Annotated in this window: 20 protein-coding genes and 1 other RNA gene; 8 read left to right on the top strand and 13 right to left on the bottom strand. The window is 42.9% G+C overall.

Going from position 1 to position 22,765, the window contains the following annotated elements:
* Positions 1-7: 7 nt before the first annotated feature.
* Positions 8-1,279 (bottom strand): YihY/virulence factor BrkB family protein, encoded by a 1,272-nt coding sequence (locus A3IK_RS19960; RefSeq protein ID WP_020561353.1) that lies wholly within the window; start codon positions 1,277-1,279, stop codon positions 8-10.
* A gap of 51 nt (positions 1,280-1,330) precedes the next feature.
* Between A3IK_RS19960 and ssrS the strand changes: the two genes are divergently transcribed.
* Positions 1,331-1,511, top strand: a non-coding RNA gene (gene ssrS, locus A3IK_RS21005) — 6S RNA.
* 13 nt (positions 1,512-1,524) lie between these two features.
* Here ssrS and A3IK_RS0117915 read toward each other — a convergent pair.
* From A3IK_RS0117915 to aroC, 5 genes are all read right to left on the bottom strand, one after another.
* Complete coding sequence (locus tag A3IK_RS0117915) at positions 1,525-1,950, bottom strand: sirohydrochlorin chelatase (RefSeq protein WP_020561351.1); 426 nt, start codon at positions 1,948-1,950, stop codon at positions 1,525-1,527.
* A gap of 37 nt (positions 1,951-1,987) precedes the next feature.
* Complete coding sequence (locus A3IK_RS21440; protein ID WP_020561350.1) at positions 1,988-2,638, bottom strand: SPOR domain-containing protein; 651 nt, start codon at positions 2,636-2,638, stop codon at positions 1,988-1,990.
* On the bottom strand, positions 2,635-3,405 hold the full coding sequence (locus A3IK_RS19955) for a type III pantothenate kinase (RefSeq protein ID WP_051081589.1): 771 nt from the start codon (positions 3,403-3,405) through the stop codon (positions 2,635-2,637). Before A3IK_RS19955 ends, A3IK_RS21440 begins: the two co-directional genes overlap by 4 nt.
* A complete protein-coding gene (locus tag A3IK_RS0117900; protein WP_020561348.1) occupies positions 3,402-4,166 on the bottom strand; it encodes a biotin--[acetyl-CoA-carboxylase] ligase in 765 nt (254 codons plus the stop codon). Before A3IK_RS0117900 ends, A3IK_RS19955 begins: the two co-directional genes overlap by 4 nt.
* 84 nt (positions 4,167-4,250) lie before the next feature.
* On the bottom strand, positions 4,251-5,354 hold the full coding sequence (gene aroC / locus A3IK_RS0117895) for a chorismate synthase (protein WP_020561347.1): 1,104 nt from the start codon (positions 5,352-5,354) through the stop codon (positions 4,251-4,253).
* A 244-nt stretch (positions 5,355-5,598) separates the two neighbouring features.
* Between aroC and A3IK_RS0117890 the strand changes: the two genes are divergently transcribed.
* A complete protein-coding gene (locus tag A3IK_RS0117890; RefSeq protein ID WP_020561346.1) occupies positions 5,599-6,060 on the top strand; it encodes a c-type cytochrome in 462 nt (153 codons plus the stop codon).
* Positions 6,061-6,117: 57 nt separating this feature from the next.
* Here A3IK_RS0117890 and A3IK_RS0117885 read toward each other — a convergent pair whose 3' ends face one another.
* From A3IK_RS0117885 to grpE, 5 genes are all read right to left on the bottom strand, one after another.
* Positions 6,118-6,798, bottom strand: coding sequence for a cytochrome b/b6 domain-containing protein (locus tag A3IK_RS0117885; protein WP_020561345.1), 681 nt, complete (start codon positions 6,796-6,798; stop codon positions 6,118-6,120).
* Complete coding sequence (gene dapB, locus A3IK_RS0117880) at positions 6,798-7,601, bottom strand: 4-hydroxy-tetrahydrodipicolinate reductase (RefSeq protein ID WP_020561344.1); 804 nt, start codon at positions 7,599-7,601, stop codon at positions 6,798-6,800. The genes A3IK_RS0117885 and dapB overlap by 1 nt, the downstream gene beginning before the upstream one ends.
* A 28-nt stretch (positions 7,602-7,629) precedes the next feature.
* Positions 7,630-8,790: a molecular chaperone DnaJ gene (gene dnaJ / locus A3IK_RS0117875; RefSeq protein WP_020561343.1), complete on the bottom strand. Its 1,161-nt coding sequence runs from the start codon at positions 8,788-8,790 to the stop codon at positions 7,630-7,632.
* A 153-nt stretch (positions 8,791-8,943) separates the two neighbouring features.
* Positions 8,944-10,869, bottom strand: coding sequence for a molecular chaperone DnaK (gene dnaK, locus A3IK_RS0117870; protein ID WP_020561342.1), 1,926 nt, complete (start codon positions 10,867-10,869; stop codon positions 8,944-8,946).
* A 98-nt stretch (positions 10,870-10,967) separates the two neighbouring features.
* Positions 10,968-11,579 (bottom strand): nucleotide exchange factor GrpE, encoded by a 612-nt coding sequence (grpE, locus tag A3IK_RS0117865; RefSeq protein ID WP_020561341.1) that lies wholly within the window; start codon positions 11,577-11,579, stop codon positions 10,968-10,970.
* Positions 11,580-12,418: 839 nt separating this feature from the next.
* On the opposite strand from grpE, the gene A3IK_RS0117855 reads away from it, so the two are divergent.
* The 5 genes from A3IK_RS0117855 to A3IK_RS0117835 all read left to right on the top strand — a co-directional run bounded on the left by A3IK_RS0117855 (position 12,419) and on the right by A3IK_RS0117835 (position 19,705).
* A complete protein-coding gene (locus A3IK_RS0117855; RefSeq protein WP_020561339.1) occupies positions 12,419-13,264 on the top strand; it encodes a 5-bromo-4-chloroindolyl phosphate hydrolysis family protein in 846 nt (281 codons plus the stop codon).
* A gap of 23 nt (positions 13,265-13,287) precedes the next feature.
* Positions 13,288-14,463 carry a toxic anion resistance protein gene (locus A3IK_RS0117850; RefSeq protein WP_020561338.1) on the top strand — a complete coding sequence of 392 codons (1,176 nt, stop codon included), beginning with the start codon at positions 13,288-13,290 and terminating at the stop codon, positions 14,461-14,463.
* Positions 14,464-14,488: 25 nt separating this feature from the next.
* Entirely contained in the window at positions 14,489-15,640 is a 1,152-nt protein-coding gene (locus tag A3IK_RS0117845; RefSeq protein WP_020561337.1) for an SPFH domain-containing protein, read from the top strand.
* 13 nt (positions 15,641-15,653) lie between these two features.
* Positions 15,654-16,823: a TFIIB-type zinc ribbon-containing protein gene (locus A3IK_RS0117840; protein ID WP_020561336.1), complete on the top strand. Its 1,170-nt coding sequence runs from the start codon at positions 15,654-15,656 to the stop codon at positions 16,821-16,823.
* A 377-nt stretch (positions 16,824-17,200) separates the two neighbouring features.
* The gene (locus A3IK_RS0117835; RefSeq protein WP_020561335.1) at positions 17,201-19,705 is read left to right on the top strand and encodes a sugar-binding protein; all 2,505 of its coding nucleotides are present in this window, start codon (positions 17,201-17,203) and stop codon (positions 19,703-19,705) included.
* Between the two features lie 55 nt (positions 19,706-19,760).
* Here A3IK_RS0117835 and mtgA read toward each other — a convergent pair whose 3' ends face one another.
* Complete coding sequence (gene mtgA / locus A3IK_RS0117830) at positions 19,761-20,522, bottom strand: monofunctional biosynthetic peptidoglycan transglycosylase (RefSeq protein WP_020561334.1); 762 nt, start codon at positions 20,520-20,522, stop codon at positions 19,761-19,763.
* A gap of 218 nt (positions 20,523-20,740) precedes the next feature.
* Between mtgA and A3IK_RS0117825 the strand changes: the two genes are divergently transcribed.
* Positions 20,741-21,184, top strand: coding sequence for a hypothetical protein (locus A3IK_RS0117825; protein ID WP_020561333.1), 444 nt, complete (start codon positions 20,741-20,743; stop codon positions 21,182-21,184).
* A gap of 77 nt (positions 21,185-21,261) precedes the next feature.
* Here A3IK_RS0117825 and A3IK_RS0117820 read toward each other — a convergent pair whose 3' ends face one another.
* Entirely contained in the window at positions 21,262-22,758 is a 1,497-nt protein-coding gene (locus A3IK_RS0117820) for a hypothetical protein (RefSeq protein WP_020561332.1), read from the bottom strand.
* Positions 22,759-22,765: the final 7 nt, after the last annotated feature.

The raw sequence follows: 22,765 nt of genomic DNA, 5'->3' as shown, positions 1-22,765 counted from the left end.
TGCGTGCCTACTTAGCTGAGTCTGACACGCTCAACTCATAAATTGTAGAATCTATTGAAATATTAGGTAAATTTAATTCTAGATGTAAATTCTGAAAATGATCTTCTAGATTGTCTGGCGTTTGATTATTAGCCCCATACCAAATAAATTTTATCAATTGACTAACTTTAATACTACGTGGATCTTGGAGTAAAATTAGAAAATCATTTTCTAGATTATTATGATAAACAATATTTTCTTGCTTGAGATCTATTAGTATTTTATTCAATACGAGCCTAGAGTGCGGCATGATTTTAGTTACCTCTTCATAGCTTATTGGGTTTTGTCCATTGATAAAGCGTTGAGTAACCATAATTAAAATATCCAGTGTAATACCAGCACGTGCATAAGGGGTCAATTCTTCTTGAGCTAGATTCGCTTTGACGGTATTAGGGTATTGTAAATAATAGGCTAAGCGTGCGCCTACCAAAACAATCAACCAACCTAAGTACATCCAGAGCATTAATAAGAACAACCCCGCAAAGATGGAATAAATTGCTGTTTGTTGCCCAGAACTCACCACAAACACCGCAAAAATATACCCTGCCACTTGCCAAGTCACCGCTGCAAAGGCTGCCCCACCCAAAGCAGCCTCCCAATGTACTTTAGTATTAGGCATTAACATAAAAACAATAAAAAAACCCAACATCAGTATTAAGGTAGGTATTAATAAACCTATATTCCCCCATAATCCAGCCAAATATTCTAATTCTAATAACTCATGAATCAGTGAGGTTTCTTGAATAGCGCCCCAGATACCGAATGCTGAAAAAGCAATAATAGGCCCTACAAATACCGTGCCCAAATAATCACGTACCTGATATAATAAAGAGCGCCCCTCCTCTACATCCCAGACATAATTAAAAGCATCCTCCACTTGGCGCAATAATCCTACGACGGTGTAAAGTAAAATAGTAAAGCCTACAATCCCTAATACACCCACCTTGACATTATCAACGAACGCTAATACTTGATTACTGATCCCACTTGCCTTATCCCCTAATGGTGCTAAGAATTTTATTAATAAGGGTTCTAATTGATTATGTACACCAAATCCCTTTAAAACGGAAAAACCTAAGGCTAATAAAGGTACTAAGGATAATAAGGTGGTATACACTAATCCGGTCGCTCGTAACATAATTTGCCCGCGATAAATATCGTAAGTTAGAGCCATAACTAGATATTTAACTTGCAGCAGCACCTGCCGTAGGCCTAACCAAAAAGATATGGGTTTAATCATCGGGTTTTACTTTCCATCCTTAGGTCAATCGGGTAGTATTCTGAGCAAGGGTGCTTTCTGGAGTGCTCGTAATGAAGTGGGTAATATCCTTGAGCCTAATACTCTACCCCGGGAATTAGTTTGTAGGCTTGGTGTGCATGACCGTTTATCGGTAAGCCTAATGAATCTACACTAGTACCCACTTGAACCATTGGTTCAAGGTCGCTAGCTTCATACGACATACTGGTAGCACCCATTTTTTGTCTTTAGCCCTCCGCTATAATACAGCTTGGATAGTCGCAGATTATACTTGCCTTACAACGCTCACATTGCACTTGCTCCGCCGTCGCCAATATTAGCCTCTCTAATCCTTTAGCTACCCCTAAATAACTTGCCATTTTAATAGCAATAGTGGGATGTTCTAAACGTTTTTGGTGAACTAGACTCGGCACATCATGGCTCACATGCCGCCCTGCTGATAAGAAATAAGGCAATACTAATACCTCTGTTGCTCCTTGATCAATGCAGGTCTGAATACCATCGGGAATAGAAGGCTCAGCCAATTCAAGAAAGGCGCAGCTTACCCTAGTGAAACTATCAGACTGCTCTTGTAGGCGTTGAGCTAATTGGCGTATTTCATTATTAGACTGCTCTTTACGGCTACCATGTGCGACAACTAATAGACTTTTCATAGGTCACTCCCTTGGTATGGTAAGATTTAGCGTTTAGTTAGGACTGGCAGGCGCGAGGGATTTTTTGCACATTAGTACTGGCATCAATCGCTTTACTCCATGCTGGAACGGGGGTATTGCTTCCTAATGGCTCATCATAGTCCAGCCAAAAAACCTCTCGTGCAGCTTTTTGCTCAGTAAAGCGGGCATCATAACCTAAATAGCGCACATATTCCGTCTGGCGTTTAGCCAAGGTTAGATTGGTAAATAATCCCAATGAGATAGCGTTTTGATAGGCTCCTTCATTGATAATTACCGCATCTGTTACCTTAAAGCGCTTCATATCCTCAATAACCTTTTGCGCCTCCGTAGCACTGGCAAAAGCAGGAATGTAAACCAAGAAATTGAGCGTTTCCATACTACGAATCGCCCGCATCTTAACGGCTAGGCCATAGTTATTAATTTTTTCTTGTACTAATAGGGCTGCCTGCTGACTAGCATAAGGGCCTATGGTAAAACAGCTACTTTGAGAAGGTGCTAATTGACTGCTATACACCGCTTCCCCCGGTACTTTATCCACCCGCACCAGTTCAGGGATATTCGGCAAAGTTAAGGGAATTTCAGGTCTATTATGGGCAGGAGCTAACAACACATTCCATGCCAATACAGATAGATTCAGCACAATCAATAACACTAGGGCATAATTCATGACAACTCCGTAATCACTTGCAGCCCTTGCATGATTAATTGTGGTACATACTGATAGTCCGCACCGAGATATTGTTTTAATAATGCGCTATCCCCGCCCGTAAGGATACGCTGTACGGGTACACCCATGGCCTGCTCCATGCGCCAGGTAATACCCTCTAAGGCTCCCACTAACCCAAATACACTCCCACTACCAATGCCTTGAATCGTATCTTTAGCAAATAGCTCTATAGCATCAAACGACTGCGCCAAATGGCTTGCCTTAGCCCGTTGAATCAACGCCTGACCACTCACGCGTAAACCGGGTAGAATCAGTCCGCCTTGATGCTCACCTGAGGCTAAGAGCGCATCAATAGTCACACCTGTACCCGCATCAATCACAATACAAGCTTGTTGGGGATATAAATGATGTGCGGCTACCAAAGCTACAAAACGATCTGCTCCCAAGCGTTCGGGTTGATGATAAGCGACTTGTATGCCAAAACCTTGGGCTTGGCTTTTCACACACTGTAGAGGTAGATGGTGATCTTGTGCCAAGGCTTGTAAAGACTGTTCAAAGTCAGCCCCTAAAACATGCACTGCTACTATATTTTGAATAGTAGGATGTTGCTGTAGCACCTGTTGCAAACCAGCTAAGCCCAAAGGATTATTACCCTCAAGCTGATAGTCTAGCGTTTGCATAGACGGGAATGCTTTAGCTGTAACCTGATTATTATAAAGTGCCCATTTAAGGCGGGTATTACCAGCATCAAGGAGGAGAGTTGTCACAGGCGCACCGAAACATCTGCTGAAGAAAAGGCCTGTAAGGTTCCATTATTATCTAATACTAATAGCCGCCCTTGACTATCTAACCCACAAGCAATGCCGCTGAGTGTATGAGTGCTTGCCTGCACAAGTACTGAACGTTGACCGAGCATATCCCAGCGCTGCCAAACATACAGTAAGGTATCCAAATCCAAGTCCCCGAAACGCTCTAGATAGCGACTTAATTCTCGCACCAATTCCGCTGCTAACTTCGCACGATCAAAGGTTTGGTGGGTAATAGCTTTCAGACTACACCATGGCTGATCAATAGATTCCTCAGGATTGGCCTCCATATTCACATTCAGCCCAATACCTACCACCACTTGCTCAAGGCGTTGTGTAGTTTGTAATAAAATCCCGCCAAACTTTTTACCCTGATAATACAAATCATTAGGCCACTTAATTTGATGCCCCTGCACTCCTTGGCGTTGCAATACCTCAGCAACTACGACCGCCACCATTAGACTCAACCATGAATAATGCTTAGGCTGAATCTGAAAATGCCAACGTAAGGATAGATAAAGATTGACCCCTTGCGGTGATTGCCAAACCCGTCCCCGCCGCCCCCGCCCTGCTGTTTGCTGATCAGCGACACACACCATTCCATGCGACCCTTGCTCTAAGAGCCAACGATTCGTGGAATCAATATGTGCTAACACCTGTACAGCATAAGGATAATCCTTTAATAATAAACCTAGCTGATCTAAATCTGTCGCAGAACCCATCCGCCCCATCACCCTTTCAATCGAGATAAACACTGTAAACTAAGCAAGACACGATTGCCTCGCTTAGTCTAGTATCTTATTGGCTTAAACACCTGGTGGAATATCGGGCAAATCGGTTTCAACATATAAATTTTGTGCCCGATGACGCATGAGATGATCCATTAAAGTTAGCGCCAGCATAGCCTCGCAAATAGGCGTGGCACGAATACCAACACAAGGATCATGGCGTCCGGTGGTAACCACCTCTACTGGCTCATTTTGTAGATTAATAGTGCGCCCCGGAATCCGTAGACTAGAGGTCGGCTTAAAGGCCACATTCACTAAAATGTCTTGCCCGGTCGAAATCCCACCTAAAATGCCACCTGCATGATTACTTAAAAAGCCGGTCGGTGTCATTTCATCACGGTGCTCGGTGCCCTTTTGCATCACAGCATGGAAACCTGCCCCAATCTCCACCCCTTTAGCCGCATTAATGCTCATCATGGCATGGGCAATATCGGCATCTAAACGATCAAATACCGGCTCACCCCAACCGGGCGGTACGTTTTGTGCCACGATAGTCAGTAAGGCTCCTACCGAATTCCCCTCTTTGCGAATCTCATCCATGTATTGCTCCATGGCAGGAACCGCTTTAGCGCTCGGACTAAAGAAAGGATTGCGATTGGTTTCTTCCCAATCAAAGTCATCAAATCCAATCTCAATCGACCCTAATTGTGCTAAATAGCCTCGAACCTCAATCCCATACAGTTCAGATAGGTATTTCTTCGCAATCCCACCGGCTGCAACGCGCGCGGCTGTTTCACGAGCAGAGGAGCGCCCGCCGCCACGATAATCGCGTATGCCATATTTTTTGTAATAAGTGTAATCCGCATGTCCGGGGCGAAATTTATCCATAATATCGCTGTAATCTTTAGAGCGCTGATCTTCATTATTGATGATCAGGGCAATCGGTGTGCCGGTTGTAACGCCTTTAAACAAGCCCGATAAGATTTGTACCTGATCCCCTTCGCGGCGTTGTGTGGTGTGGCGGCTTTGACCCGGCTTGCGACGATCTAAGTCCCGTTGTAAATCCTCTTCATTTAATACTAATCCGGGGGGACAGCCATCAACAATGCAGCCAATGGCAGGGCCATGACTCTCACCAAAGGACGTGACCGTGAATAATTTTCCAAATGTATTTCCAGACATACTCAAATCGTCATAAAACTATAAAAATACTCAACGCTTACCCAGCGCTGATCCTGAATTACTAGTGCTAATACTTAGCTCACTGCCCAACATCATACTCTGTGTTCGCACTTTAAGGCAGCCTAAAGTATAAACTCTCGCCTGAAAGTTTGAGTTGCAGGTCTGCATAACATTTGCCACTATTTAGCTGGGTTGTTCAATTTATGTGAATGTAACCTACCTATAAAACAAGGAGCCAATGAGTATGTTAAAAAAAATGATTCTCCCGCTAACTTTAGCTGCTGCTATATTGGGACTATCTAGCGCTGTTTATGCAGAGGAATCACCCGCAGAGGCCGCCGTTGAATATCGCCAAGGAGCGTACACCATCACCAAAACTCATTTTGGGCGTATGGGCGCTATGGTGAAGGGCGCAACAGAATTTAATGCTGGCGAATTCAAAAAGGACGCTGAAGTCGTCGCGATGATGAGCCAAATTGTAGGCCGTGGTTTTGAATTAAAAGACAGCATAACGGACGATAGCGAAGCGAAACCTAATATTTGGACAGACCCAGAGGGCTTCAAATCTAAGTTAGAAGCCTTTCAGGTTGAAGCCGCTAATTTAGTGAAAGCTGCCGATACGGGTGATATGGAACAGATTAAACCCGTATTTGGTAAAGTAGCTGAAACTTGCAAAGCTTGCCATAAAGAATATCGTGAAGACTAATGAGTTAAACTCATTGAGTTAGCAAGTCCCCTTCATAGCGAAGGGGACTTTTTGATCTTAGTGTAATAACATTAATACCACTCGTACCACAGCATAACACGCCACCATCACACCTAATCCTAATGCTGTACTTTTAAAGACCAACATCGGTTTAGATTGATCAGCAGGCCAATCAGCACTACCTAATACCATCGCCTTAATCAAATTAGTGTGTTTATAGAAGTAATAAAATAACACCGCCGCTATATGCACCGAGGCAACTAATAACAATAAATTAAACACCAAACGATGCACACTAGTTAAGGTCTCAGCCGTACTAGAACTCACTAAGGAACGTAAAGGCCCATCAACCAAGATATCATCGGTCGCAAATAAGCCCGTAATCGTCTGTACTAATAATAAACCTAAAATCACCACGACCACCCATCCTCCTAAGGCATTATGCCCTGCATGATAAGCCGTGGTACGCCGAGGTAACTCTAGTAAATGATGAATTGCCGCCATAGGTGACTTAAGGAATTGGCTAAAACGCGCGGTATCGCTTCCAATAAAGCCCCATACGAGACGGAATAGCACTAAAGCAAGGACAACAACCCCTACTAACATATGCCATTCCATAGCAAAACCGCCGGTTTCACCCGACCACCATAAAAACGCCATAGCTGCCACAATCAGCCAATGAAAGACGCGAATCGGTATATCCCAAATTTTAACGGGAGTAGTCGTTTTATTATCCATTACTTCAATCCTAAGACATCTTGCATATCAAATAATCCCTGAGGCTGTGTGCTTAACCAAGCCGCTGCACGGGCTGCACCTTTAGCAAAATTAGAGCGGCTAGTGGCTTTATGGGTAATCTCCACACGCTCACCTTCATCTATAAACATGACCGTATGCTCACCCACAATATCGCCCCCGCGCACGGTGGCAAAACCAATGGTTTTACGATCACGCTCGCCGGTAATACCCTCACGCCCATAGACCGCACATTCGGCTAAATCGCGCTCTAGTGTATCGGCGATAACTTCACCCATTCTGAGTGCTGTACCAGAGGGAGCGTCGACCTTATGACGGTGATGCGCTTCGACGATTTCAATATCAACTTCATCGCCGAATACTTTAGCAGCCATGGCTAATAATTTGAAACATAGGTTGACGCCTACACTCATATTCGGGGCAAACATAATGGCAATTTTTTGTGCGGCTTCGGTGATTTGTGCTTTACCTGCAGCATCAAAGCCTGTAGTACCAATCACCATTTTTTTATTATGTGCCACACACCATTGTAGGTGCTCTAAACAAGGCTCAGGGCGAGTGAAATCAATCAGTACATCAAAATCAAGCGCGGCCTGATCTAATGAAGGGGCTAGTAATACACCCTTTTTACCAATCCCTATAATCTCACCAATATCTGCCCCTATGAGCGGGTGATGGGGTTGCTCTGTGACAACCGTGACTTCCAGACCTTCTTGCTGAGAGCACACCTCAACCAGATTGCGCCCCATACGTCCTGCTGCGCCTACAATGGCAATACGTGTCATGTTGATGTCCTTTGGTTAATTCGCTTGCTTACTCTGGCTTTTTACCTGATTTTTCGGCATCGAACCAATCTTTTACATCTTCAAAGAAGGTTTTTGCTTTATCTACCCAACTATGCTCCTGTGGACTATGGCGCTGCCCCCCCTCATCCATGGTTATTGCTAACTCATCCAATAGCTCACGCTGGCGTTTGGTGAGATTCACAGGCGTTTCTACCACAACGGAGCAAATCAAATCCCCCACCGTTGCACTGCGTACTGATTTAACACCCTTACCGCGCAAACGGAATTTCTTACCCGTTTGGGTTTCTGCTGGGATTTTGAGATTAACTGTACCTTCTAAACTCGGTACTTCTAACTCGCCCCCTAATGCGGCTGTAGTAAAACGAATGGGGACTTCGCAATATAAGTTATCGCCTTCACGGGTGAAGAGTTCATGCGCTTTAATATAAATCTGTACATATAAATCGCCCGCAGGCCCACCATTCATACCCGCCTCACCCTCACCACTTAAGCGAATACGGTCGCCGGTATCAACGCCCATAGGGATTTTAACGGATAGGGTTCTTTGGGTTTCAGTACGGCCTTGACCATGACAATCAGGGCAAGGATCGGGAATAATTTTCCCTGTCCCGCGACATTGTGGACAGGTTTGCTGCACAGAGAAAAATCCCTGTTGTAAACGAATTTGCCCCTGCCCATGACAGGTAGAGCAGGTTTGCGGGTGAGTACCTTTTTTAGCGCCCGTGCCATGACACGTCTCACAGTTTTGTAAACTCGAAATCCGAATATCAACCGAAGTACCGAAAACGGCTTCCTCCAAGCTCAGCTCTAAGTTGTACTGTAAATCACTGCCCCGATAAGCGCGATTACCACTACGACGTCCACCGCCAAAAATATCGCCGAACATATCATCGAATATGTCCCCAAATCCGCCACCACTACGCCCACTACTGCCAGCAGAAGCATTGATGCCCTCATGACCATATTGATCATACACAGCTCGCTTATTCGGATCAGATAAGACCTCATAAGCTTCTTTGCATTCTTTAAACTTTGCCTCTGACTCAGCATCACCCGGATTACGGTCAGGGTGATATTTCATAGCCAAACGCCGGTAGGTAATTTTTAACTCAGAGTCGCTAATCGTTTTAGAAACCCCTAATACTTCGTAGTAATCCCGCTTGGACATGACTTTTTCCCGCTCAATATAAAATCAGGTGCAGTAGTGGGTAAACTACTGCACCTGTCACTTTAGTGTTGCAAGCTAGGCGCTCGATAAAAAGTAATCGTTTTAGAAACATCCGATGACTTCTAGGTTGCTAGTTAGCTTGTACTCACTCAATTACTTTTTAACTTCTTCAAACTCGGCATCAACAACATCATCATCACCGCCACGATTAGCGTTTTGGTTAGTTGATGAACCACCGGCTGTACCTTGTGCGTCTGCTCCACCTTGAGCCATTTTTTGCATTAGCTTACCAGAGGCTTCAGCAACTGCATCGGTTTTAGCCGTGATAACATCTTTATTATCACCTTTCAGTGCTGTTCTAAGATCACCTAATTTTGATTCAATCTCAGCACGATCTGCCGGAGAGACTTTATCACCATAGTCTTTCAGTGATTTTTCGGTCGCATGTACCATGCTATCGGCTTGGTTACGTACATCGACGAGTTCACGTTGTTTACGATCTTCTTCTGCGTGAGCTTCTGCATCTTTCACCATGCGTTGAATTTCATCATCAGACAAACCAGAAGACGCTTTAATCACGATATTTTGTTGTTTACCAGTAGCCTTGTCTTTAGCGGTTACATTCAAAATACCGTTCGCGTCAATATCAAAGGTCACTTCGATTTGTGGCATACCACGTGCTGCAGGTGGAATGTCTTGTAGGTCAAAACGGCCTAATGATTTATTGTCGCGAGCCATTTGACGTTCACCTTGCAATACATGCACGGTAACAGCGGTTTGATTGTCATCAGCGGTTGAGAATACTTGATTCGCTTTGGTTGGAATCGTAGTGTTTTTCTCAATCAGCTTAGTCATCACACCGCCTAGGGTTTCAATCCCTAAGGATAGAGGTGTAACATCTAATAACAGTACGTCTTTAACTGTACCACCTAATACCCCACCTTGAATCGCAGCACCGACTGCAACCGCTTCGTCAGGGTTTACGTCTTTACGTGGCTCTTTGCCAAAGAAGTTTTTCACCGCTTCTTGGACTTTAGGCATACGAGTTTGACCACCGACTAAGATCACATCTTGAATCTGTGATACGCTTAAGCCGGCATCTTTCAGGGCAATTTTGCAAGGCTCGATAGTACGTTGAATTAAATCATCGACTAATGACTCTAATTTGGCACGAGTCACTTTAATGTTCATGTGTTTAGGACCAGACGCATCAGCCGTAATATAAGGCAGATTCACGTCGGTTTGCTGAGCAGAGGATAATTCAATTTTCGCTTTTTCAGCCGCATCTTTCAGACGCTGCATCGCTAATGGATCACCTTTTAAATCCACACCCGTAGACTTTTTGAACTCATCAACGAGGTAGTTAATCAGTTTCATATCGAAGTCTTCACCACCAAGGAAGGTATCCCCATTGGTCGATAATACTTCAAATTGTTTTTCGCCATCGACATCGACAATTTCAATAATAGAAACGTCGAAAGTACCACCACCAAGGTCATAGACCGCAATTTTGCGATCCCCTGTTACCTTATCTAGACCATAAGCCAGTGCTGCGGCAGTTGGCTCATTAATAATACGTTTGACTTCTAAGCCCGCGATACGACCCGCGTCTTTAGTGGCTTGACGTTGTGAGTCATTAAAGTAAGCAGGTACGGTAATAACCGCTTCAGTCACTGGCTCACCTAAATAATCTTCAGCCGTTTTCTTCATTTTCATCAATACACGAGCAGATACTTCAGGAGGTGCCATACGCTTGCCTACTGCTTCAACCCATGCATCGCCATTATCGGCCTTAACGATTTGATAAGGTACTAAATTAATATCTTTTTGTACCGCCTCTTCATTAAAGCGGCGTCCAATTAAACGTTTAATCGCATACAGTGTATTCATCGGGTTAGTCACTGCTTGGCGTTTTGCAGTCTGCCCTACTAATACTTCATCACTATTAGGAACAAAGGCTACAATCGAGGGAGTAGTACGATCCCCTTCAGAGTTTTCAATCACGCGTGGATTACCGCCTTCCATGACAGCCACGCAAGAGTTTGTAGTACCTAAGTCAATTCCAATAATCTTACCCATATGAATCTCCATTCGCTAAATTTGGTTTAAGCGCTATACGCTTGTCTTAACTGAACTCTAAATTATGGACAACTTCGTCCTTTTCAAGAGTTTTTTAGTTATTTTTTGCAAACTTGTACCATCGCCGGACGCACCACCCGTCCATTAAGGCTATAGCCCTTTTGGAACACATTGACCACAGTATCATTACTATGATTAGGGCTATTAAGGGCACTTACCGCTTGATGTTGTTCTGGGTTAAAGGGTTGCCCGACAGGATTAATCGCTTCAACGTTGAAACGCCCTAAGGTATCTTCAAATTGTTTCAGCGTGAGCTGCATGCCTTCACGAATACTATTTAAATCACCACTGACCTGCATGCCACTTTCAAGGCTATCTAGTACAGGTAGTAAACCCTCTACAAAACGTTGTACTGCATATTTATGCGCATCCTCAACTTGCTTATCATTACGACGGCGCATATTGTCCATTTCAGCCTGTAGACGTAAAACGGTATCTTGCTCGGTTGCAATCTGGGCATTAGCTGCTTCTAATTGTTGAGATAAGGCACTGATAGTTTCAGCATTATTCTCAAGAGTGCCGCTATCGGTTTCAATATCATGGGTTTCGGTTTGATTAGCTTGCACTTTTACTGTCCCATCCATCCCTTCAAACTGAGCCGTTTTTAAAATGTCCTCAGGATTACCTTTCGCTTCATTGCTTTGAGTCATGTGTCCCTCTCCATCTGCTACTGATAGGGTTTGGTTATTTAATGAATGTCGATCATATGGGGCTATTTTTTCTTAATTCAAGCCCCGTATTGACAATTAAGCTAAATAAGAAAGAATTATTTGCGATAAGAAACATAACCGAAAAAGCTTTTTATAGTTCAGGTCTGATTCAGTGGCACTTGCTAGAATGATCATAACTTCAGCAGGGATCACGAATAAATTGGGGTTTGTGGTAGTGGTTCCGTCGTCATGAAAGTCTAGAATATAACAATAAGTTGCATGCCGTTCTGACACTCAATGGCTTAGAGGATTCAGAATGACGCGCGCTGAGGTTGATACTCTTGGCCTCCTAACCTGCCGGCCGTTTATTATTGGGGAGCTGGCTGTTGGGAATGGTTGAGAGGAAAGAGCGAGAATCGATGGTCGTCTGGGAAAGACTGTTGATTTGTCGTTCTGCACGAAACGGGGCGGACAAACAGGGGATTCGGCCTTTCGTGTTCCAGATCGTAATAGGTCTGGTATTTTTGAGTCACCTTCGCAAAGCACGCGGACTTTTTAGTCCGCGCTTTTTTTTCTAAGCAATACCCATTCATTACACACGATTTCAGTAGATTACGTTTGCTCTTTTCAAAATTCGATACTATGAGATAATACCGGAAATATTTCGGGCCACCGTCTATTAATAATCGATAAGGTATGAAGGACTGAACTTATGGCATATATACGTAAAACGGTAGGTTTTATTCTACTTCTTGTTAGTATTGGCATGGTAAATATCGCTACGATCTATCATAGTCTCGGAAAAACATTGACCGCCTTTTTTAGTTGAGACTCCTACTATGTCTAAAGCCCAACGTTATACGCCCACTGCTCATGATGTCAGATATGGTATTAAGGGTATTTTACTTTACCTATTGCCTATTCCTAGCTTAATCAGTGCTTTAATTAGTCTGAGTGGCGGGCAAGTGACCCAAACTCTCGTCTCAGGTGGTGCTTTTGCGGCCTATATGATTGCTGCTAGCATTGCACGGCAAGGTTTTAAATTAGAGGGCGAATATGAAAAGCGTAAACTCGCCCGTGCCCCTAAAACACCTTATAAGACTATTGCTGCTCTCATCATTTCTATTACCACTGGCTTACTAGCATGGCTAAGTACTGGCTATGGTATAGCCGCTGCTATCTTATTTGCGGTCGCTGCCTTATTAGGCTTTGCGCTCTACTACGGTCTAGACCCACGGCGGGATAAAAATGCCTTTTCATCCTTGAGTGTATCGCTCGATGAAGTCCTGAATGCACTAGAAGCGGCTGAGGTGAAAATCAAAGCGATTGATACGGCTCGCACTGGCATTACTAACCCCGATTATCGAAATCGCCTCCAAAATATTACCCAGCAAGCGCGTGATATTCTGACTACCATTGAAGATGATCCGACCCGTCTCTCCCAAGCACGTAAATTTTTAAAAGTTTATTTGGACGGTACACAGCGGGTGGCTGAAACCTATGCTAAGACTGCAAAAGCGGGAGCGACTCCCCTTGCTTTAGACACGGATTTTGGCAAAGTGCTAGACTCCATAGAGCAGACCTTTGCCGAACAAAAAACTAAGTTATTAGAAAACAATACCTTTGATCTTGATGTGCAAATCGAGGTACTGAATCAACAACTCAAACGTGAAACTGTCATTTAATTATCATTGCTAGGATATTTTCCATGAGCCAACTTCAAACTGCTACTCCCACCTCTACCCTCCCTACACAGGTACAAACCCAAACCTTACCCGCTATTATTCCGGGTACAGAGCCACTCCCCGAAGTTACAGCAGAAATCGTGGTTTATAACCAAGTCGATGAAGCCAAAAAGCGGGCTATTGACAGCATCATTCAAGAACTCGATATGCATGATCGCGGTAGTATTATGATGTTCGGCACCAAAACCCAAGAGCAGATGAATGCTATTTCAGAAAAAATGCTTGAAGGTGTGAAAAATAAAGATGTCGGTATTGCCGGTGCCTCGCTCAATAATATGGTCACGGCAATTAAGGGCTTTGATATTGATGCACTCAATCCAAATCGTCAGCTCAGTTGGTGGGATAAACTGCTGGGTAAAGCCAAACCTGTCGTACAGTTTTTAGGTAAATATGAAGATGTGCGTAAGCAAATCGATACCATTACTGATGAAATGGAAGGACATAAAACCCAGCTTCTGACCGACATTGTGACCCTCGACAAGCTCTATGAGGCTAATCTGGATTTCTTCCATAAATTAGAAGTGTATATTGCAGCCGGTGAAGAAAAATTACGCCGCCTAGATCAAGAAGAAATCCCTGCCATGGTTGCTCAAGTGGAAGCTGCCAAAGAGGATATGGTCATGGCGCAGCAATTGCGTGATTTACGCAGTGCGCGGGATGATTTAGAGCGCCGAGTACATGACTTACGCCTCACGCGCCAAGTCGCGATGCAAAGCCTACCAAGTATTCGCCTTGTCCAAGAAAATGATAAAACCTTAATTAATAAGATTAATTCTACGCTAATTAATACCGTGCCATTGTGGAAAAATCAATTGGCTCAGGCGGTCACTATTTTCCGTATGGCAGACGCAGCGGAAGTGGTCAAACGGGCGGGTGATTTGACTAATGAATTATTAGAAAAAAATGCCGAAACCTTACGTATGGGGAATGCTGAAACCCGTAAACAAATGGAGCGCGGTGTATTTGATATTGAGTCTGTCAAGAAGGCGAATCAATCCTTAATTGATACTATTAACGACTCACTACGTATCGCTGATGAAGGTAAAACCATGCGTGCTAAAGCCGAAACCGAGCTTAAACTCATGGAAAAAGAATTACGTGAAACACTCATTAGCGCCAAAGGGCGTGTGCAATCATAATATTAAGCTATAAGGAGTTAGTATCATGGGATTATGGGATATGTTAACAGGTGAGTTTGTTGATGTTATCGACTGGACGGATAGCACTAACGATACCCTCGTCTATCGTTTTGATCGTCAAGGCAATAATATTAAATATGGTGCCAAACTCACTGTGCGTGAATCGCAGATGGCGGTATTCGTCAATGAGGGCGAAGTCGCTGATGTGTTAGGCCCAGGGATGTATGTGCTGGAAACACGCAATCTACCCGTTTTGACCACTCTGCAACACTGGGATCATGGTTTTAATAGCCCGTTTAAAGCTGAAGTGTACTTCTTTAGTATGCGTCAGTTTACTAATCTCAAATGGGGTACAAGTAATCCTGTGATCGTGCGTGACCCAGAATTTGGTCCGGTACGGATTAGAGCCTTTGGCACTTACTCCTTCCGCATTAGTGATGTGCGTAAATTTATGCAGGAGATTACGGGAACGGATCGGAACTACTCAGTCACAGAGATTAGTGATCAGTTACGTAATTTAATTGTTACCCGTTTTAGTACTATTATCGCTAACTCTAATATTCCCGTCTTAGATATGGCGGCGAACACCGATCAATTGAGTCAGTACGTAACCGAACGTATTGCGCCTGAATTTGCCAATTACGGCCTCGCTATCACCCAAGTATTGATTGAAAATGTTTCCTTACCGCCTGAGGTAGAAAAGAAGTTAGATGAACGCACCAGCATGGGTGTCGTTGGTAATCTCGATCAGTATTTAAAATACCAAACTGCCAATAGTTTAGGGAAAGGGCAAGGTAATAGTGGTATCGATATGGGTGTCGGCATGGCGATGGCCAATCAAATGGCGAATAGCTTAAATGCCAATCCTAATGTCACCCCTAGCCATACTGTTGCCCCACAAACGCAAGTTCCGCCTAAAATGAATCCGAGTATGCCGCCGCAATCGACTGAACCGGCTGAATGGCATGTAGCGATGAATAATAATACGCAAGCAGTAGGCCCGATTACTCTCAGCGCCTTACAAGAGCGGATTCGTCAAGGTCAACTCAGCCGCGAGACTTTAGTGTGGCAGGCGGGTATGGCAAGCTGGCAACCGGCGGGACAACTAGCAGCCTTAGCTAGCAGTTTTGCTGCCAATGCAATGACACCTCCCCCTCTTCCTAATCGTGCTGAGTAGCTAAAGATACACTATGGTAGAACCTGTTAAAGCGGCTACTGAGCAACGTTATTTTCACTGTGAGTCCTGTGGTTCCAATTTACTGTATAGCCCCGGAACCACAGTGCTCAAGTGCCAGCATTGTGGTCATGAAAATATCATTGCACCCAGTCAAGGTACGATTAAAGAGTACAGCTTTTCCCAAGCCTTGCGCTTATTAGAGCAATCTGAGCTTAAAGCACTCGATAATACCGAAGTCATTAAATGCCCTAACTGTGCTGCAACCTTTGAGCTGAAAAATCAGCATGCAGGGGATTGCCCCTTTTGCGGCACGCCGGTAGTGACGAGTACCGCTCAAGTACGCTTATTTCAACCTAAATCGCTCTTGCCTTTTGTCATTACTGAAAAACAAGCTAAAGCCTCGTTTGACTCTTGGATTAGTCGCTTATGGTTTGCTCCAAGTGCCTTAAACAATAAAGCGCGACGGGATGAGAAGCTACTCGGTATCTATGTCCCCTACTGGACTTATGATAGTTATACCGATAGCGATTACATCGGACAGCGTGGCACGGTTTATTATGAGCGTGAATATGTGACCGTGATGGTGAATGGGCAACCGCGCCAAGAAATTCGTAATGTGCCCAAAATCCGCTGGCAACCCGTGTCAGGGCATGTGCGCTTATTTTTTGATGATGTTTTAGTTGGAGCCACCCAAACCTTACCCCGTGCGGTACTCGATCAAATCGAGCCTTGGGATCTTGATAATCTAGTCTCCTATCAGGAGGCCTATTTAAGTGGTTTTAGCAGCGAACTCTATCAAATTGATGTCGATGAAGGGTTTGATGAAGCCAAGCAGATCATGAATCAACGCATTGAGGCTGCGATTCGCCGTGATATAGGGGGCGATCAGCAAATGATTCAACAAGTGCAAACTCAATACTCCCAAACCACTTTTAAGCATTTACTGCTTCCCGTCTGGTCTGCGGCCTTTCGTTATAATGAAAAAGTCTATCGTTTTGTCATCAATGGACGTAATGGTAAAACCAAAGGTGAACGCCCCTATAGCAAAATCAAAATTGCCCTCGCAATATTAGCTGGATTTATGGCCTTAGGCGCTATTATTTACTACTTAGAAGCCAGCGGTGCACTGAATCATATGATGGAGTACGGTGCTCCGAGTGGCACTTACTATTATTATCGCTGATAGTCATAAAATTTTTTGATTTTCATTTGAACCTTTTACGCTAGTGCTCTTCTAACGACTAGCACTAGCGTAAGCGCTCACAGCGTAGGAAAAATATGGAAATACCCAATAAAACATGGGTTTAAAGTCCGATTATCCTATGGTCTGTGAGTATTTAGAGTTTCACCTTACTCTTATGATTTTAATAATAAATTAGGGGGGTGGTTATTTTATATACCAATGACTTAGCACCAATTTCAGGTAAGGCTCAGGTCTTTCCCACTAGACTGCTAGTCTATTGTTAAACAAACAAAGTCACCTACTGCCTAACTCTAAACTATAACGCATAGTGTCGGCTAATACATACATAAGAACTAAAAATAACTTGGGGCTACAGCATGGTTAAGCGATTCTGCGCGGGAAGTCGCCTATTCACATTAGGGCTGCTATTACTACTTTACCTTTACCCACTCACGACTCAGGCCTTTTACAATCAGAAGTCGCCTTTAGGTACGAATACCAATGAAATCATGGAAGAGGATTCTAGCGTCCCCTTCATTGATCTGTTTAAAATGGCACTGCCCTTTGAATATGCTAAGCCTTTAACCAAAGGTGATGTGCGTTATGATCGCAATGGTTGGCCTATGCTATTAGGCCCTGGCGCACAGGCTAGTACGCGCTTTGCTAATAAACTGCCTGCTAGTACGATTCCGCAGGGTTATTATACCGTGCTCTACGACGGTCAAGGTAAGATCGAATACGGCATTGACGCTACCTTAGTCGAATCCAATAAAGGCAAGGATATTATCCTCCTAACCCCTGGAGCCGATAAAGAATACAGCGCTAAACTCACGATTGTAAAAACAGAACCCAAAAACCCACTGCGCAATATTCGCGTGCTCCCACCGGGGGGTATTTGTTCGAGCAATCCCTTTCAACGGGTAATGAATGCCTCGCAATGTACAGGCAATGACTATCTCGCCTTTGATCGGCATTACGATAAGATTATTTTTAATCCTGACTATCTCAAATTCATGCGTGATTACAAAGTGATACGTTATATGAATATGAGCGGTATTACCCGTAATCCTATGTCACGCTGGGAAGAGCGCCCCCGCGTAGAGCAAGCAACATGGGGAGGTCCAGAAGGTATACGCGGTGCTCCTTTGGAGGTCATGATTGAACTGTCTAATCGCTTGAGTGCGGATGCGTGGTTTAATTTACCTCATGCGGCAAATGATGACTTTGTCCGTCGTTATGCCCGCATGATTAAAACGCAGCTTAATCCCGATCTCAAAGTTTATATCGAATATAGTAATGAAACATGGAACGGTATTTTTAGCCAACACGCTTATATGAAGCGCCTAGGGCTGCAATCAAAGCTTGATACCGAACCTATGAAAGCAGGCTATAAATACTATTCTAAACGTTCGGTAGAAATCTTTCGTATCTTTGAACAAGAGCTGGGTAAACAGCGTTTAGTCCGGGTCATGGGTGGACTTACGGGTAGCAAGGGCATGACTGAAACCATGTTAGGTTTTAATGATGCTTATAAGTTTACTGATGCCTTTGCTATTGCCCCTTATGTGTTTGGGGATGATGATGCCTTACGCAAAGCCCGTACGGTTGCTCAAGTCTTTCAAATTATGACTAGTAGCCAATATCGCTACTCATTGCCTAAAGTGTTAGAAGCGATTCGAGAACAAGCGGCGGTTACGAATAAACTTAAAGTATCCCTCATCGCCTATGAGGGTGGGCAGCACTTGGTGGATTGGAAAACCAAAACCAATGATCAGCATCCAAATTCACTCTTTTATAGTGCTAACCGCCATGCACAAATGGAGACGATTTATCGCCGCCTATTAGATGGCTGGAAACAAGCCGGGGGTGAGATGTTTGTGCATTATACCTCGCCACGTACTTATCAAAAATTTGGTAGCTTTGGCACTAAGGAATACATTACCCAACCGGATAATGAAGCACCTAAACATCTAGCCTTAATCCGTTTTATGAATGCTAATCCCTGCTGGTGGCAAAACTGTGTCAATCCAGTGCGCCGTATAGCACCCCGCTCCATGAGTGAGTTAGCGGTATTAGAAAGAGGAGCCACACCCGCAGCAGCTCCTGCTACCCCTGCGGTCGCTCCGACAACGCCCGTAGCACCAGCGGCTACACCCGCCCCCGCAACACCGCCTGCTCCAACAACACCTACTGCAACACCACCTGCTGCTGCAGCTACACCACCTGCCACGCCAACACCTAGCCCGGCTGCTAGCACTACTAAAATTGCCTCTTTTGAGGTGGTACACGAAGCCTATATTCAAGGGCGAGCCGTAGCGCATACCATACGCAATATGGGTAATCCTTGGCAGGGAGCCTCCACCTATCGGCTACGCAATGTCGTGAATGGCACTATCACGGGTAAAGAAGATCTTGCAGCTATTTGGCAAGTGAGTTGGGACTATAGCAATCTCTATCTACGGGTAGCCGTCGATGATAATAAATTCTTCCGCGAAAACGATAAGCCGTGGCATGACGATTCGATTGAAGTTTTCTTCAATACCAATGCGACTCCCCAAACGCAGTATGATGGCGTGCATCAACACCATATGATTTTCCGCTGGGGGGATAGCTCGATTACCTATGGGGGCTATTCTGCTCGTCAGCACTTAAACGCGCAGTATGCTATGAAAAAGTTTGATAATAGCTATGTGCTAGAACTCATCGTACCTTGGCCTGCGCTGGGTATTACTCCCGGCATGGGAACAACACTGGGAATTGATATTCAAGTCAATGATGATGATAGTGGTGGCTTACGCAAGGGTAAATTATCATGGAATGATAAACGCGACGAAGCGTGGCGTAATCCCTCCATGTTAGGAAGTGTAGTGTTAGAGCGCTAGCAACACTCGCTGACTACTACCCAATGCAAAGCACTCCTCCGAGTGCTTTGCTGCATCATTCTGCCACTTGCTCTAAAAAGTCCACTCCCCCTAATAAACGCATTTGCCGCTCAATCTGGCGCTGCCGCGACAATAAATAACGGGTAGGCTTATCTGCTCTAAAATGGGCGGGAGCGGGTAATACTGCCGCGAGGAGTGCGGATTGCTTAATGCTTAAACGCTTGGCGCTGGTATTAAATAAGCGCTGACTAGCCGCTTGCACCCCATAAATATCACTCCCAAACTGAGCAATATTCAGATAAACCTCTAAAATACGCTGCTTAGACCAAAATAACTCTATTAGTAAGGTAATACCCCATTCTAGCCCTTTACGAATAAAGCTGCGTCCGCCCCATAGAAACAAGTTTTTAGTGACCTGCTGGGTAATGGTGCTCCCTCCTCCTCCGGCTTTACCGTCTAAGGCTCGCTCAATAGCTTCCATAGTCGAGCGCTGATCAATCCCCCAATGCTCATGAAATAATTGATCCTCTGAGGCAATCACGGCAAGGGCAATATTAGGCGAGATTTCTTCATAGTCCACCCATTGATAATAAATCGTCGTGGGTTCGTCATGCCACCAAGCACTGAATTGATGCTCAACCATAAAAGCGGTCGTGGGTACAGGCAGCCAACGCAACACTATAATAATGCCAAGCACTATACTCAAACCCCATAAGGGTAATTGCCAAGCCCAAGATAATAAACGCTTAAGCCAGCGCCGACGATTAAAGACACTGAAATCAATTTTGACAGCTTGCAATCGGCTGAATAAGCCCATTGGATGATCCCTGATACAACACTAACGAGGAGGAACTGTATAGTGTGGAAAGGAGAGACTCAAGTGTGAACTTTACTTAGTTGAAGGGTATTGGTAGTGTTAACAACTCTGTGGTTCATATTCTATATCAGTGAAAATATATAGGGTTTGGAATAGTGATTATTTAACCCCTTCAGCGCTAATCGAATATTTTTCAAACTTTACCTCTAGGCTTAGTTATGGATAACTTAAACTTACCTTTACGCATCGACTCTCCTGCTATTATTAAGCATATTGAGATTTATCAAAATCTAATTGTTCGTATGGCTACTAATAGTGGTGAATGTAAGAAATGGGCTATTGGTTTAGTCTCTGCTATTATGGTGCTAGTTGCAGAAAAGGGTATTGCGAGTGCAGCTATATTGGCGGGTATTCCTATTATTTTATTTTGTTTTTTAGATGCTTATTACTTAGCACTAGAGAAGCAGTTTCGGAATGCTTATCAATGTTTTTTGGATAAATTAAATAACGAGCAATTAATTGTTAATGATTTATGTCGTGTTACAACAGACGGGAAGTTACCCAGTACTTTCTTAAAAGCACTTTCATCATTGGCAGTCTGGCCTTTTTATTTAGGGATGCTGCTTTTAGTTGTATTAGCGTGGGTGATTATTAGGATCTGAAATAACGTGTTTTTTATATTTTTAAAAAATTATTTAAGAATCAACTAGATGATTGAAAAACACAACTTTAAAGTTTTTTATGCTAATAGCATCTCCGATTTTATAATATTACGGGCCATTAGCCTAAAATCATCTACACTCTGATAACTTGAGTATATATTCGAATAACCTATTTCTGAATAATTATTTAATGCTTTCCCTAAAAAAAAGAATATATCAACATAATCTTCTTCAGAAAACCCCTCAAGTGTTTTAAAAGAATAAGTTTTATTAAACAAATCCTTTGCTTGAGGAAGTAATTTAACTATAAGATTAACATCTTCTTTTGGAAAACTAGTATTTTCTAACTCATTTTCCCAAAAACTTAACATATCGAATTTATTTTCAAAAATTATTTCTTTAGCTTCTTTTGTGAATAAGGGTATACATCCATAATTTGTGATGTTACTAAAATCTTTTGTTTCTGAGCTAGTTTGAGAATCGCTAATAAGCCCTTTATTTAATAATGTCTTTACAAGCTCTCGCATGCAGTAAAAAGATTTTAGATACTCTGACCCTATTATATGAATAACAATATCAGCTTTAAATAAGTTATTTGAATATTTATCTATATTCATAAAGCTGTTACCATTATCCTTATCTTTTACAAAATCGAAAAATGGATAAAATCGCTTAATAAGCTTGTTCATTTTCTCCATCTCCTCATGTAAACCATCTTTCTCACCATAAGTAAAATAACAAGAAGGAGAACATACATAGAGCTTAGACCACCTATCTATTGCATTTTTTATAATTTTTTCATTTTTTTCCTTTTTTATAAAGAAAATCTTCTTTTCAGGAAAGAAAAAACCATTTGGTGTTGTTTTTGCTGCATGAGTATCTTCTTTAGAAATGATAGAGATAGATCTAAAGCTAATATTAGATAGAAAATTATTACTTATTAAGGAAGAGTAACAAGAATCACTGCCCTCCCTAACTATAATAAAATCGTTTAAATAATTCTTATTTGAAATGAATTTTAATATGGAATCGCAATCATGAAACGTGTTAATTGTTATTATATGATAATCCGTTTTTGATTTTTCCTTTAAAAATCTATTAATTCTATATTGATAGTCATTCGTAAATATATCTGTCATATTGCTAATATGGACTTCGTTTAAATTATTTATCACACAAAACCGATGTCTTCTATTTATCATATTTTCTAATGATAATTCCCAAGCTTTTCTTTTTACATCATCCCTAGCATCTTCGTCTACATTGGGGGACGCAAAAAAGTCAGAATAAATGAATGGCTTTCTTACTTTATTATTTTTCTCAATATTCACATAGCTATTTAAATTTTTATGAATTAATCCTTGAGACTTCATCCATTCTTTGTAAAATCTTTCAGTTTCTTTACAATAAACATTATGCACAACAATACATTGATCAGAAAATCTCTTAACTTTCTCTAATGCTAATTTATTTTTAACTATTTTCCCAACTAATATGGAAAAGTAAAAAATAAAATCCTCATCACAATATACTCTACTTGACTCTTTCACAAATAAAACAGATATCTCATTCATGACAAAA

Source organism: Thiofilum flexile DSM 14609, assembly GCF_000380185.1.
GTDB classification, from domain to species: Bacteria; Pseudomonadota; Gammaproteobacteria; order Thiotrichales; family Thiotrichaceae; genus Thiofilum; species Thiofilum flexile.
This window is presented reverse-complemented; position numbering and strand designations above follow the sequence as displayed.